General features: G+C 47.2%; 12 protein-coding genes. 4 read left to right on the top strand and 8 right to left on the bottom strand.

The features are described from left to right. Positions 1 to 133: 133 nt before the first annotated feature. The 3 genes from GC097_RS31180 to GC097_RS31170 all read right to left on the bottom strand — a co-directional run bounded on the left by GC097_RS31180 (position 134) and on the right by GC097_RS31170 (position 3233). The gene (locus tag GC097_RS31180; protein ID WP_312875753.1) at positions 134 to 952 is read right to left on the bottom strand and encodes a carbohydrate ABC transporter permease; all 819 of its coding nucleotides are present in this window, start codon (positions 950 to 952) and stop codon (positions 134 to 136) included. Then, a complete protein-coding gene (locus tag GC097_RS31175) occupies positions 949 to 1854 on the bottom strand; it encodes a carbohydrate ABC transporter permease (protein WP_171687156.1) in 906 nt (301 codons plus the stop codon). The genes GC097_RS31180 and GC097_RS31175 overlap by 4 nt, the downstream gene beginning before the upstream one ends. Before the next feature lie 74 nt (positions 1855 to 1928). Beyond that, positions 1929 to 3233, bottom strand: coding sequence for an ABC transporter substrate-binding protein (locus GC097_RS31170; protein ID WP_246294572.1), 1305 nt, complete (start codon positions 3231 to 3233; stop codon positions 1929 to 1931). 199 nt (positions 3234 to 3432) lie between these two features. Between GC097_RS31170 and GC097_RS31165 the strand changes: the two genes are divergently transcribed. Both GC097_RS31165 and GC097_RS31160 read left to right on the top strand, forming a co-directional pair. Continuing rightward, positions 3433 to 5169, top strand: a complete 1737-nt coding sequence (locus tag GC097_RS31165; protein WP_171687155.1) for a cache domain-containing sensor histidine kinase — start codon at positions 3433 to 3435, stop codon at positions 5167 to 5169. Continuing rightward, on the top strand, positions 5166 to 6647 hold the full coding sequence (locus tag GC097_RS31160; RefSeq protein WP_171687154.1) for a response regulator transcription factor: 1482 nt from the start codon (positions 5166 to 5168) through the stop codon (positions 6645 to 6647). Before GC097_RS31165 ends, GC097_RS31160 begins: the two co-directional genes overlap by 4 nt. Before the next feature lie 51 nt (positions 6648 to 6698). On the opposite strand, the gene GC097_RS31155 is transcribed toward GC097_RS31160, so the two are convergent. From GC097_RS31155 to GC097_RS31135, 5 genes are all read right to left on the bottom strand, one after another. Then, positions 6699 to 6839 (bottom strand): hypothetical protein, encoded by a 141-nt coding sequence (locus GC097_RS31155; protein ID WP_171687153.1) that lies wholly within the window; start codon positions 6837 to 6839, stop codon positions 6699 to 6701. A gap of 476 nt (positions 6840 to 7315) precedes the next feature. Next, a complete protein-coding gene (locus GC097_RS31150; RefSeq protein ID WP_171687152.1) occupies positions 7316 to 7795 on the bottom strand; it encodes a DinB family protein in 480 nt (159 codons plus the stop codon). Between the two features lie 85 nt (positions 7796 to 7880). Next, on the bottom strand, positions 7881 to 8837 hold the full coding sequence (locus GC097_RS31145; protein ID WP_171687192.1) for a D-2-hydroxyacid dehydrogenase family protein: 957 nt from the start codon (positions 8835 to 8837) through the stop codon (positions 7881 to 7883). A 51-nt stretch (positions 8838 to 8888) separates the two neighbouring features. Next, a complete protein-coding gene (locus tag GC097_RS31140; RefSeq protein ID WP_171687151.1) occupies positions 8889 to 9407 on the bottom strand; it encodes a GNAT family N-acetyltransferase in 519 nt (172 codons plus the stop codon). Positions 9408 to 9456: 49 nt separating this feature from the next. Continuing rightward, a complete protein-coding gene (locus GC097_RS31135) occupies positions 9457 to 11712 on the bottom strand; it encodes an ATP-binding cassette domain-containing protein (RefSeq protein ID WP_171687150.1) in 2256 nt (751 codons plus the stop codon). A 227-nt stretch (positions 11713 to 11939) separates the two neighbouring features. On the opposite strand from GC097_RS31135, the gene GC097_RS31130 reads away from it, so the two are divergent. Together GC097_RS31130 and GC097_RS31125 are read left to right on the top strand one after the other, a co-directional pair. Further along, positions 11940 to 12971, top strand: coding sequence for an ATP-binding cassette domain-containing protein (locus tag GC097_RS31130; protein ID WP_171687149.1), 1032 nt, complete (start codon positions 11940 to 11942; stop codon positions 12969 to 12971). Further along, positions 12968 to 13783 carry an ABC transporter permease gene (locus tag GC097_RS31125; protein ID WP_171687148.1) on the top strand — a complete coding sequence of 272 codons (816 nt, stop codon included), beginning with the start codon at positions 12968 to 12970 and terminating at the stop codon, positions 13781 to 13783. The genes GC097_RS31130 and GC097_RS31125 overlap by 4 nt, the downstream gene beginning before the upstream one ends. Positions 13784 to 13785 lie beyond the last annotated feature (2 nt).

Genomic DNA, 13785 nt, shown 5'->3' with positions numbered 1-13785 from the left:
CAATTAAGTTGTAGCGACGTTTCTCTTTCGATACAAATCGTAACATAAAAAAGAGCGCTTACACATGTACTAAATCTACGATGTAAGCGCTCTTTTCTACAGTGTTACCTAGCTCGGATATCGGATAGAAATCCTAACCCTTTATAGCTCCATCCACCACGCCTTTGACGAAATATTTCTGCAAAATTAAATACACGATAGTTAACGGCAGCATACCGATGAGACAGCCTGCGGCCACCCAATTGACATTGCTTTGGAATTGAGAGATGAAGCCGGACAGTGCGACCGGGATCGTCATCATGTCCTTCTTTTGCAGGAAAAAGACGGAGAATTGGTAATCATTCCATACCTGTACACCGATCAAGATAACGACTGTGGCTGTAATCGTTCTCAGCAATGGCAAAATGATTTTGAAAAAAACACCGAACCTACTGCAGCCGTCGATCAGACCGGCCTCATCAAGCTCTCTGGGCACCGAGTGAATAAAACCCGTGAATAAAAAAATGGTTATTGGCAATGAAAACGTAACCTGAGTTAGGATAACGGCCCAATAGCTGTTGATCCCGTTCATATCTACAATAAGCTTATACAAGGGCACCAAAATGGTAAGAGCCGGTACAATGAGACAAGCGACGCTAAGCGTATAGACGAAGTTATTCCATTTCGTTTGGTATCTGGCCAGCGGATAGGAGGCAAACGCCCCGATAAAAACCACAAGTACGACAACCGAAAAGGTGATGATGCTATTATTCAAAATAGCTCGATCCAGCTGCGCCGCCTTCCAGGCGTTCGTAAAATTCTCCAGATATATGCTCGTAGGGAATAACCACTTGCTGCTTGTATCTTGCGATGATTTAAAGGACATGTTAATCAAAATATAAAAAGGAATGATGTGAATGATAACCATCAAGGCTGCTATCGTATAGGCAATCAAGTTCCCGCGTTTGTTCACATTTTCACTTCCTTTCTACGCAGCAAATAGAGCGCAGACAGGCCGAAAATACAAATAAATAAGAACATAACATTGCCTAATGCTGCGGCATAACCTGCGTCTTGACGCGCAAAATATAAGTTGTACATCATCGTCGACAACGATTGCGAGGCATAGCCTGGACCGCCTTTTGTCATTGCCATGATGACGTCGAATAATTTCAAGCCGCCTATGATATTGAGAACTACGTTGATCGTAATCGCAGGCATCAAGAGCGGTAACGTAATGCTAGTCAATTTCGCCTTCCATCTAGCCCCGTCGATATCTGCAGCCTCATAATACTCCTTGGAAATCGATTGAAGTCCGGCCAAATAAATAATCATAGCAATCCCCATATATTGGAAGGTGTTGACGCAGCTAATTATCCATACAGCCCGGGGACCTGAAGACAACCAATCAACCGGCCCTTTATAAAATAACAGAAACAGATCGTTGACTGCTCCCCTGTTGTATTGGAAGAAGAAATAGCTGATGTATCCCATGATTAGCGGACTGATGATAACCGGCAAATAGACAACGGTCCGTATGAAACCTCTTCCGCGAATTTTTTGGTCCAGGAACAGGGCATAGGCCAAACCGAAAATATTTTGCAATAGCGTGCTTCCCAAGCCGTAAATCAGCGTATTTTTCATCGTTAATAGTATTTTTTTATCCGAGAACATGAGCTTATATTTATCTAATCCTACCCAAGAATACTGCTGCGAATAGCCGTCCCAATTCGTGAAAGAGATCTTGATCCCTTGGAAGAGCGGATAGAAAATAAAAATGGCAAACAGCAGCAGCGCAGGCGCATACATGATATTTAATGCAGCCGGCGATTTGAGGATGTGATGCTTAGGAGTTCGTTTTTCTCCAAATTTCATGTGATCCCATCTTTCTGTTATGGGAACAGCCCGCAGTGACATACCGGTCAAACCACGGGCGATTCCTTTTCCCTTTATTTCACTGCCCGGAGACGGTCAAATTCTTTTTTCATGTTTTCGGAATATTGTCTAGGCGTAATGGCGCCGGCCAGCATATCCTGCCCGTTTTTGCACATCACGTCCCACATGCCATTGGGGAGATACTCCCTATCAAAGTAAGGAATAACGGCAACATCCTTATACTTCTCGAAATCTTTGGTCAAACTGCCAGCATCGATGGCGACGCCTTTGATTCCGGGAGGAAGCGCTTGAGCCTTGGCTACTTTGGCTACATTTTCAGGCTTGGCGTAATACGCAACGAATTTTTTGGCTGCTTCTTGGTTCGGTGAGTTTTTCCAAACGCCCCAAGTCGTTTTCTCGCCTCCTGCAAAAGTCACCTTATCGCCGGCAATTGCTGCTTGAATCGGCATTAGACCGCCTTTCACATTCGGATTCGTTTTCTTAGCTTCTTCAATTAAAAACGGACCGTATATCCCGAAGGCCGCTTTCCCTTCTGCAAAAGCTTTGGCCGAATCATCGTATTTCGCAGTCAACACATCTTTGTTCAGGTAGCCTTTCTTTTGCATGTCCAGGAATAACTGGGGCAGTTGGTCGAAATTTTTCCAATCAAAGGAGCCGTCTTTCAGCTCTTTGGCGTAATTTTTGTTCCCGCTGATGAAGTAGGAGCTTGCCATGAAGTCAAAGAATTGACCGATTGGCCAGCTGTCTGCGCCACCGATATGGATCGGGGTCACTTTGCCCCCGCTTTTTGTCTTAATTTCTTCGCATGCCTTCAGCAGTTCTTCTATCGTTGTAGGAACCGCTATTCCGTATTGCGCAAGGATATCCGCATTATACACCGGACCTGATTTATCTTGATCGATCGGCAGCGCATACACTTTTCCTGCGGCATCCGTAACAGCCGGCTTTATGTTATCGTCCAGTTGGCTTACCCAAGGCTGATCCTTCAAATCGGCTAAGTAGTTTCCATAACGAATTTTGGACCAGCCGTGCGTAGAGAAGACATCCGGCAAGGAGTTGGACGCCATTTTAATCTTCATAATATTTTCATATTCGGCGCCTGGGGCGCTAAATTCAACATGGATACTCGGATTTTCCTGTTCAAAACTTTTGGCGATGTCCTGCAGCACATTGGCCGGCTCACCAACGATGTTCGTTGCTACGGTTAATGTTATTTTCTTATCATTAGCAGCTTTGGTTGCTTCCGGCGTGCCGGTAGCGACGCTCTCACCGCTATTTGGCGCGCTTCCGCATGCCGATAAAATGGAACCCGTAACGAGCATGACGGACAAAACGGTAAACATCTTTGACTTCTTCATACATATCCCCCTAATGACATCTTATATAGCTAGCTGAACTATACTAACCACATTCTATCAATTCTGATGACGCTTTCATATGAGCGAGATCAACACAAGAAGCGCTCTTTTCTACACATCAACCCGAGAGCTGCACGAATAATTTTAAAGTTGACCATTTCCATTTCAATCTATATCCTGTTGATAAAGGAGTGGTTCTATGACGTTTTTCCATACGCTGCGATTTAAATTAATCGGCATCTACTTACTAACGATCGTTACCCCCTTTATCATACTAGCCTTTATTTCGCCTTATTTCGCTCAAAGCTTAATTACCAAAGAAACGGAGAAATTAACCGGCGGCATCGTAAACTCCTTATCTCGAAACATCGAAACGTATTTGGACGACCTTGAACGGTTAACTTCCTCTCCCTATCTTAACGACAATGTGCTGCAAGCTTTGAAATTAAAAGCAAGCAACCGATATGAAAGCGCTGACGCTTATACGCGATTGCAAACGGACCGTGCATTGACCTCAACGCTGCCCAATTTTTTAATTAATACTAGAAACGATATCTTATCCACCATTACCATTACGAATAACGACGTTTTTTTAACAACAAGACTCAATTTATCCGGACTCGTGCCTAACTTTCCATTTACAGAACAAGACTGGTACAACAAAGCCATAGAGGCCGACGGCAAAGCCGCGTTTATCAGCTCGCATCCGCAAAATTATATTTCCAATTCCAAAGCTTCCGAGGTTTTTTCTGTAGCAAGACTCATTAAAGATCCAGATTCCAGACAACCTTTAGCCGTCATTCTGGCTGATGCCGATACACGGGTTTTAGAAAAAATAACGAATGATACTTCCTTCAATGTCAGCTCGATTATCGTCATTTTGGACGAGAACAAACGCATCATTTATGCCAATAACTTTGTGCCGGATGACGTCAAACATGAATTGGAAAACAGCCGAGACCTGAATTCCATTAACACCCCTAACTATGTAACCGTCTCCAATAAACTTTCCACTTCGAATTGGAACGTTGTTGTTTTATTAACAAGGGCTGAGGTAAAATCTAAGGTTAGATGGATTTATAATATCGCTGTGCTCCTGTCGATTGGCGGACTTTTCGTAACCTTCTTTGTTTTTCACTATTTCTCACGCTGGATCGTAACGCCGTTCAAACGAATGATTGAGATTATGAGAGAAGTAAAGAAAGGGAATTTGCAAGCAAGGTTTACCGTCGTGAGCAAGGACGAGATTGGACAGTTAGGCGATTCCTTCAACAAAATGATCAATCAGCTTGACGACTTGATTAACCGCGAATATAAAGCGGTATTAGCCCAACGGAACGCGGAATATCATGCACTGCAATCACAAATTCAGCCTCATTTTTTATACAACACCTTAAACGGAATTATTGGGTTGAACCGGGCCGGGGAAACCAAGAAACTTGAATCCTCCGTCTTATCGCTAAGCGGGATGCTTCGCTACATCTTGGAAGGTAAACAAATGGCCTCTTTTAAAGAGGAGTTTGAGTTTTTGCAAAAATATGCGATGCTTCAGCAGCTTAGGTTCGAAGAACGATTGTTTATGAAATTTGAGTTGGACGACTCCGTAGCTTCCTTCCATATTCCGAAGCTTCTGCTCCAGCCCATTGTGGAAAATGCAATTATCCATGGTGTGGAGCCGTGCGATAAGCCATGTGAGGTCAGCGTATCGGCGAATACGATTCAGGTCGATGAGAATTACTTTATACATGTGGAAATCAAGGATAACGGCGTAGGATTTCAAACCAAATCTTCCCATTCAAAGCAGCACATCGGCATCTCTAACGTCAGATCACGACTGCTTATGTCCAATGAAAAAGCGGAAATGACAGTAACTAGTTCCCCCGGTTCGGGAACGACGGTCGTGATCCGCATACCGCTGAAGGAGAAAAGAGTATGAATATCATAATTGCAGATGACGAAAGACTGATTCGTTCAAGTTTATCCAGCATGTTGGACGAATTAGAAATCCAGGTTCATGTCGTGGGAGAAGCTAAAAATGGCGAGGAACTCGTGGAACTCGTCGAGCGATTGGCACCCGACCTTGTATTTGTCGATATCAGGATGCCGAAACTGACTGGCTTGGATGCGATCAAAAAAGTGAAGGATACAGCCCCTTCTACGCAATGGGTCATCTTGAGCGGCTTTGCAGATTTCGAATACGCACGGGAAGCGCTTCAGCTAGGTGTGCAAGATTATCTCCTCAAACCGGTAACTCCCGAGGAATTACATAGTTGCGTGAGTAAAATGTACCGTGTTTTTAAAGATGATATTGCGGCAGCCAACCGGGTTTTCGAACACGAAGTCATCTTATTCGTTAACGGAAGCCGGTCTGTCCATGATTTTAACGATGATCCAAACTTTAAATATTTGGGATATATATTTTATTTTGATAGTTATCTGACAGAAAAAGAAAAAGTACATATAAGAACACAATTCATGAACCGAATGCAGGATCAATTGGACGGCTTATTGAGCAGCAGAACGATAAGATTCAGCTTAGCGACATTACAAAACGGTAATTTTGCTATTATTATCACTTGGAATACCGACCCGCATTCCGATGGGGAGAAAGTTAAAACGGAAATGGAAAACGAGATTGAACAAACCGTCAACCTGTTCAGCAACGATACCTTTCTTACAACCGCTTTTAAAACCGGGTCCTGCTCAGATTTGCAGCAAATCATCGAACAGTTTAGAACTCTCGACAAGCTATCGATGCTGCGAAGTATAGTAACAAATCGCGTAGTTCCCCTGTCTGGCTTAAACCATTTGGAGAAGCAGAGCGGGTTGTTGAATGTGGCCAATCATCTTGAAACGATGTATAAATTTATTCAAGAAAAGGATTTTTTCAACTACTCAAAGGAGCATACGCTCTTCAAGAAAGCGCTTTCCGAAAAAGACGTGCAGACATCTACGATTAGCGCTGTTTCTAACTACTTTAACGTTTCCATCAACTTCACGATGCCTCCCGGCTCTAGCCAGAACGAATGGCTGGCGGCCTTGATTAGCCATGTAGAGAATATGTTAAGGGAGAGTCCTGGCGAAGAACGACTGCAAGGAGATTGGATTCAGCAAGTTATTCATTATGTGAATGAGAATTATATGAAAGAAATCAGTATCGGGCAAATTGCCGGCGAGTTTCATGTGACTCCGAATTATTTGAGTTCGCTCTTTCATAAGAAACACGGCACGACCTTTGTGAAATTTCTAACAGAGACACGGATGCTCAAAGCGAAAGAGCTCCTCTTAAAGAATCCAATGATGAAGGTACAGCAAGTGGCTGAAGAAGTCGGATATTTAAGCACACGCCATTTCACGAAATTGTTCGTTGAATATTTCGGTTGCTATCCTTCTGAGGTGAATAAAAAGAAATAAGCATTTTACTTTTCTCTTACCCCGATTCGGCTGCAGGAGTCCTATGTCTTATCAGCCTTCGGACACAGCGGCCGTTATCTTCGTGAAAAGCATCGTGCATCTCTGCTGACGGACGTCAGAGTCCTTATTTGCCAATTTCGGGGAGAAATCAATCTCCAAGTGAGCAAGTAACGGCGCTGGTGTCCGTAGCATGTCCGAAGAGGTTCTTTTCCATCGAATAGGGGCCTCTCAGTCCGTTAGCGAGGACAAAAACTGCGCTAAGGCCATTAAGTCTGCTCGACCAGTTGAGCGAACTGCCTTCCAAAACTTTTCGTCATAGGAACAAGTTATAAAAGCAAACCTTCCCTCTCCCCGTGACAACTGCAAAAGCGCAGGTAAATTGAATACTCTAGTGCTATTTCGCTGACTTTGATGCAAAAGTACAGGTAATTTCGGTGAAATGCACCATTTTGGCCATTTCTAGTGAATTTACTGTACAAATGCAGGTATTGATTGAAAACTGCACTTGAAGATGCTGATTTTGATGTATTTTTTGCAGTTCGCATCGAAATTCAGATTCAAAGCAATCCCCTCAACTATATTTCTCCGTATACGAGTCTGCTTTATTGCAACCTTCCGCGGCACATTATCACTGTTGTTCTACTAAAGTTTCCCGTTTGCGGAACGAGTTATATCACAGTTAAAATTTGACTTTTATGATGATTGTCGTGATCATTAAATTCGTGAATGATATAAAGCAGGGAATAAGGTGTGCCGGTGTGCGGGCAAGTTTCTACTCCGTTCGCGGTAACATGTTTAGCAGCAAGGTCTGGATTGGCTAATAAAATGTCAACCAGCCCAAGACGAGTTTGCTTAAATTCATCAAGCAGGCGATCTTTTGAAATTCCCGATCTGGCATAGTTATAGGCTTTTTCGTTGAACGAATTAAAATCCGGAAATACCATTCCTTGACCATTCTTAATCGCTGGAATAATCGTTGAGATGAGGTAAGTATCCCAATTTTTAAGATGCGAAATAATTTCTCCTACGGATGCTTTCTTTTCAGCAATAGGTTGTAACCAAATACTCTCGTGTACTTCGTGTAAGGTGTCCGTCCATTCTGTGAACTCTTTATATCGAAGAATCGTGCTAATACCCAGGCTAGTCATATTGGAACCTCCATTTCAATAATATCGAATCTAGCAAAAAGAGACCCACAACAACGGGTTGAAGGCCTCGATTAATATTTGTAGATCAAGAAAGCGTACGAACCGGCGATCCGGATAAATAGGCTTGGATATCTTCTACCACGTCTCTGTAAAAAGCCTCATAATTCGCTTTCGATACATAGCCGATATGCGGCGTAGTGAGAAGATTCGGAAGCGACCGGTAGATATCGCCTTGCGGCAGCGGTTCTACCTCGAACACATCTACCGCGGCGCCTGCGATCCAGCTGTTCTGTAAAGCCTCGGCAAGTGCAACCTGATCCACGATCGGAGCGCGGGACGTATTGATCAGATAGGCCGAAGGACGCATACGCTTGAGCTCCGCTGCACGAATCAACCCTCTTGTCCTCTCGCTTAATACAAGATGAATGGACACGAAGTCACTGCTCTCCAGAAGCTCCTCCTTGGAAGAAGCTAATCTCACTCCAACCTCGTCGGCCCGCTCCTTCGTTAAATTCTGGCTCCACGCCACGACATCCATGCCGAACGCATGGCCAAATTTGGCGATTTTGCTGCCCAGTTTGCCGAGCCCAAGTACGCCAAGCGTCTTGCCGTACAAATCCGTCCCAATCGTGCTCTGCCACTGACCGCTGCGGATTGCGTTGTGCTCCACCACGATGTTTCGGGCAAGCCCCAATATCAAAGCCCACGTGAGCTCGGCGGTTGCGTTGCCTGCACCTCCCGTGCCGCAAACGATCACGCCTTGCGAAGCGGCTGCCGCCAGGTCGATGGACGCATTGCGCATGCCGGTTGTAATTAGCAGCTTCAAATTGGGAAGCCGGGCAAGAAGCGATGCGCGGAAAGGAGTCCGTTCACGCATGATCACGACAATTTCGCAGTCGGCAATCAGTTCCACCAGCTCATCCGGTTGATCGATATGCCGATCGATACTCTTCACTTCTACTTTGTCCATAATCGGAGACCAATCCGCGGCAGTCAGCGCCACCTGCTGGTAGTCGTCCAATATCGCACAGCGTAATTTCATCACAAATTTGCCTCCTTCACCGTTTTCGTCCCTCTGATCTCGCAGATGCGATCAATTGAGAGGTTCTGAAACTTGCATTTCTTTTTCCATAATAAAATCATCCATGACGAATCCATTCCCGATGTCCGCAATTTGTTCCCGTACGGTTCGGAAGCCTTTTTTCTCATAAATTGCAATACTGGATTCGTTATGGCGATTGACCGTCAGCCAAATATGGCTTAGGTTTCGGTCTTTACACAACTGCTCCAGGAATGCCAACGCTTGGCTGGCATAATTGCGTCCCCGGTGCTCCTTGCCTATATAAAACTTGCTCAAGAAGAGCTTCCCCTCTTCTTCTTTAGCAGACATATATCCGACTGAGGAGCCATCGTGCTGGATCAAATAATATTCGTAGCCCTGATGATCGATTTGATCCGAAATCGCCGGAACCGCCTGGAATTTGCCGATCATGTAATCTATCTGCTCTAGTGTAATCAGAGATACATAATATTCGCGCCATATATCTGCCGCCAATCGAGCAACCTCTGCGATTTCTTCCGCCGTATTCACGTGTTGAAACATTAAACTCATGACAAGTGCCCGCCTTTCCTTGAAACTCTCATCCCATACATGTCTAAAATTATATCAAATATTTCCCCGTAATCGACTGCTCCGCATGGATAATCTGCGAAGGTGTACCCTCGAACACGACCTGGCCGCCCTTACTGCCTCCGTCCGGTCCCATATCGATGATCCAATCCGCTTGGCTGATCACATCGAGGTTGTGCTCAATGACGATCACCGTATTGCCGGCATCCACGAGGCGGTTCATGATCTCCAGAAGATGGCCGATATCTGACATATGCAGGCCGGTCGTCGGCTCATCCATCACATAGATGCTGCCTTTCTTATGCAGCTCACTTGCCAGCTTGATGCGCTGGCATTCCCCGCCTGAAAGCGTGCTAAGCGGTTGGCCGAGGGTAATATAGTTTAGTCCCACATCACTCATCGCCTGAAGCTTGCGCACAACCTCTTTTAGCACAAAAAATTCCAATGCCTGCTCCACCGTCATCTCCAGCACTTCTGCTATTGACTTGCCGTTCAGCTTGTATGCGAGCACCTCTTCCTTGAACCGTCTGCCTCCGCATACTTCGCAAGGGAGCTTCACGCTGTCAAGGTACGCAAGATCTGTATACACAACACCTAGCCCTTGGCAGTTCTCGCACGCCCCTTTGGAGTTGAAGCTGAACAAGCCCTGGTTAACCTTGTTCGCGGAAGCAAACGCCTTGCGCACGTCATCCATAATGCCCGTATAGGTCGCGGGATTCGAACGCGTGGACACTCCTACCGCCGATTGGTCGATGACGATCGCATCCGGGTGCTGGCTGAGGAATACATCATTAATAAGCGTACTCTTGCCCGAGCCGGCGACACCCGTAACTACTGTCAGCACTGCGGTTGGAATATCTACAGTAACGTTCTGAAGGTTGTGCAGGTTGGCATCCTTGATGGACAGCTTGCCGGAAGGCTGCCTGCAGTCGCGCTTCAACTGGAGCGCCCGCTTCATATGAGTGCCTGTCAACGTACCTGCCTCCAGCAGGCCTTCGAAGCTTCCTTCATAGACGATATTACCGCCGCGGCTGCCGGCGTAAGGCCCAACATCAACAATATGATCAGCCAACTTGATCACATCGGGATCATGCTCGACGACGATCACGGTATTGCCCTTATCGCGCAGCTTCTGAAGCAATCCATTTAACCGGTGTACGTCACGGGGGTGCAAACCAACGCTGGGCTCATCGAAGATGTAAGTGACATCCACCAGACTGCCGCTCAGGTGCTTCACCATCTTGACGCGCTGCGACTCGCCGCCGGACAATGTATCCGTCTCGCGGTCCAGGGTCAAGTAGTCAAGGCCGATATCCACCAGATGCTGCAGCCGCTCCGTCAGCGACTTGACGACCGGTGCGGCGACCGGGTCGTCAATCTCCCGAATGATGCGGATGAGCTGTCCGACCTCCATGGAAGACAACTGAGCAATGTTGAGTCCATTGATTCTGCAGCCCAGCGCAGCCTGACTGAGTCTCGCGCCACGGCAGCTGGAGCAGGGACCCTCTGTCATGAACGGCGCAACAGCTTGTTGTGTGCGCTCGGACTTGGTTTTTACATCCTGTTTGATGTACTTGTTGGTGAACTTCTCGATGACGCCTTCTACGGTAATATTCACTGCCTTCCCGGCGAATTGCATCTCCACTTTTCTCGCCTTGCCATACAGCAATTGCTCCAGCTCGTCATCCGAATAATCGTTCAGCTTCTTGTCGGGATCGAAGAACCCCGACTGCACGAGCATCGACCAATCCATGCTGTTCACCGTATAGCCAGGCAGCATGATTGCCCCTTCATTCAGCGACTTTGACTTGTCCAGCGCCTTGCTCATATCCACGCCTAGCCTGCGGCCGATCCCGTTGCACTCGGGACACATGCCTTGCGGGTCGTTAAACGAGAACATGTTTGCTTGTCCAACATAAGGCTTGCCCACTCGGGAAAAGAGAAGACGGAGAATGGGCGAGATATCGGTAATCGTGCCCATCGTGGAATGGGAACCGCCGCCAAGCCGCTTCTGATCCACAACAACAGCCATGCTCAGGTTCTCTATCGCATCTGCATCCGGCTGCGGAAAACGCGGCAGAAAGTTGCGGACGAACATGCTGAAATTTTCGTTCAGCAGACGCTGGGATTCGGTGGCGATCGTATCGAAAACGATCGAGGACTTGCCTGATCCGGATACCCCTGTGAAGATCGTGATCTTCCGCTTGGGAATGCGCAAGGACACGTTCTTGAGATTATTTTCCCTAGCAGCTGAGATTACGATATACTCCTGATTAGATTCACCCATGCTTAACATCCTTTCGATCAAGTTAATTTCTACCTATATTCACATTGTACCATTCATCGATCCTCCGAAGAAGGACACCGCTTGGTGTCCTGTCAGCTTAATTGAAAATTTCCATATACTAACTGTCAATCAATTAATATTATCAAATTTTATTTATACACTGTTTATATTCAGTTTAAAGATGTACGTTATCATCACCCTATAAACTTTGATTTGGAGGAACTACCATGGAGCTTCAATCCAGAAACACCTATGAGCCGAACAATGGCGACTTAGCCGTCGAGGCGCTCGGACTGGTCAAAACGTTTGGCGATAACCGCGCAGTGGACGGCGTAAATTTGAATGTGCGCGCCGGCTCCATTTACGGTGTGCTTGGCCCTAACGGCGCAGGCAAAACAACCACGATTCGCATGCTCGCCACACTGCTTCGTCCGGATAGCGGATCGGCCAAAATCTTCGGGCACGACGTCCAGAAGGAATCGCAAATCGTGCGCCAATTGATCGGCGTCACTGGGCAATATGCTTCGGTCGACGAATCGCTCAGCGCAACGGAAAATCTTATCATTTTCTCCCGGCTGCTCGGGCTGGGACGGGCCGAATCCAAGCGCAAAGCCGCGGAGCTGCTTGAAGAATTCGGATTGACGGAGGCCGCAAAGCGTCCGCTCAAAAACTTCTCCGGCGGAATGCGCCGCCGGCTGGATTTGGCGGCAAGTCTCATTGCGCAGCCGCCGCTCATTTTCCTTGACGAGCCGACAACCGGACTCGATCCGCGCACGCGCTCGCAAATGTGGGACACGATCAGAAGGCTCGTGAACACAGGCTCTACGGTGCTGCTCACCACGCAGTACCTTGAAGAGGCCGATCAGCTCGCAGATCGCATTGCGGTCATCGACCGCGGCCATGTCGTCGCAGAAGGCACCGTCGACGAGTTGAAAGCATCCGTCGGCACTTCATCCCTGCACCTGCGTTTGGAAAACCCGCTAGACATCGAGAGTGCGCGCGAAACCGTTGAACGCGTGCTGAAAGTACCGTCTACAGTCACAGCGGAAGCGGCTAAAATCACGGCTCCGATGACCAATGCCGACCTGGTGACGGATCTGCTGGTCTCCCTGCGCGAAAAAGGCATCAAGCTTTCCGAGATGAGCGTTCAAAAGCCAACACTGGACGAAGTCTTTTTAACGATCACTGGTCACGGGGTAACCCCAAGTACCTCCGGCGCCGCTGGAGAATCGAACGAATTGGAGGCCGCAAAAGTATGAGCAACTATACAGCTAAAACAGGAAATACAAGATCGTTGAAAAACCATACGAGCATCGGCCAAACGATTCGCAACTCCCTCACGATGGCTTACCGGGGGATTCTAAAAATTCGCCGTACGCCGGAGCAATTGTTCGATGTGACCTTGCAGCCGATCATTTTCACCCTCATGTTCACCTATATTTTTGGCGGGGCCATCTCCGGAGATGTCGCTAGCTATTTACCGGTCATCATTCCGGGGATTCTCGTGCAAACGGTGATTACGACTTCCATTGTCACCGGGGTACAGCTGCGAGAGGACATGGATAAAGGGGTCTTCGACCGCTTTAAATCGCTGCCGATTGCCCGAATCGCGCCGCTAGCAGGAGCCTTGCTTGCCGATACGGTCAGGTATACGATTGCAACAGTTCTCACCTTTACCATGGGCTATATCATGGGTTACCGGCCCGGCGGCGGTATTGAGCATGTTGCGCTCGCTGCGCTGCTCGTTATTTTCTGCTCCTGGTCGATCTCCTGGATCTTCGCGTTTTTCGGTGTGATTGCTCGAACAGCATCCAGCGTTCAAGGTATTTCAATGCTTGTCCTTTTCCCGCTGACGTTCTTATCCAACGCATTTGTACCCGTAAACACGATGCCGAATTGGCTGCAATTTTTCGTGAAAATCAACCCGATCTCGCACATTGTCACCGCCGTCCGGAACTTAGCGAATACCGGAACGGTAGGCTCCGACCTCGTAATCTCCCTCATCGGAGCAATCGTTATTGTCGCGATCTTCGCACCAATAACGGTTCGAGCGTACATGCGCCGTACCTAAAA

Origin of the sequence: Paenibacillus planticolens (assembly GCF_013141725.1) — a bacterium.
GTDB lineage: Bacteria > Bacillota > Bacilli > Paenibacillales > NBRC-103111 > Paenibacillus_E > Paenibacillus_E planticolens.
Note: the sequence above shows the minus strand (reverse complement) of the source record. Positions and strands in the feature narration are given on the sequence as shown.

Excerpts from the sequence above, each read along its gene's own strand:
- GC097_RS31140 (WP_171687151.1), bottom strand. The coding sequence starts at position 9,407 with ATGAGTTTAATGTTTCAACACGTGAATACGGCGGAAGAAATCGCAGAG.
- GC097_RS31170 (WP_246294572.1), bottom strand. The coding sequence starts at position 3,233 with ATGAAGAAGTCAAAGATGTTTACCGTTTTGTCCGTCATGCTCGTTACG.
- GC097_RS31130 (WP_171687149.1), top strand. The coding sequence starts at position 11,940 with ATGGAGCTTCAATCCAGAAACACCTATGAGCCGAACAATGGCGACTTA.
- GC097_RS31150 (WP_171687152.1), bottom strand. The coding sequence starts at position 7,795 with ATGACTAGCCTGGGTATTAGCACGATTCTTCGATATAAAGAGTTCACA.
- GC097_RS31135 (WP_171687150.1), bottom strand. The coding sequence starts at position 11,712 with ATGGGTGAATCTAATCAGGAGTATATCGTAATCTCAGCTGCTAGGGAA.
- GC097_RS31160 (WP_171687154.1), top strand. The coding sequence starts at position 5,166 with ATGAATATCATAATTGCAGATGACGAAAGACTGATTCGTTCAAGTTTA.
- GC097_RS31145 (WP_171687192.1), bottom strand. The coding sequence starts at position 8,837 with ATGAAATTACGCTGTGCGATATTGGACGACTACCAGCAGGTGGCGCTG.
- GC097_RS31175 (WP_171687156.1), bottom strand. The coding sequence starts at position 1,854 with ATGAAATTTGGAGAAAAACGAACTCCTAAGCATCACATCCTCAAATCG.
- GC097_RS31165 (WP_171687155.1), top strand. The coding sequence starts at position 3,433 with ATGACGTTTTTCCATACGCTGCGATTTAAATTAATCGGCATCTACTTA.
- GC097_RS31155 (WP_171687153.1), bottom strand. The coding sequence starts at position 6,839 with ATGCTACGGACACCAGCGCCGTTACTTGCTCACTTGGAGATTGATTTC.
- GC097_RS31125 (WP_171687148.1), top strand. The coding sequence starts at position 12,968 with ATGAGCAACTATACAGCTAAAACAGGAAATACAAGATCGTTGAAAAAC.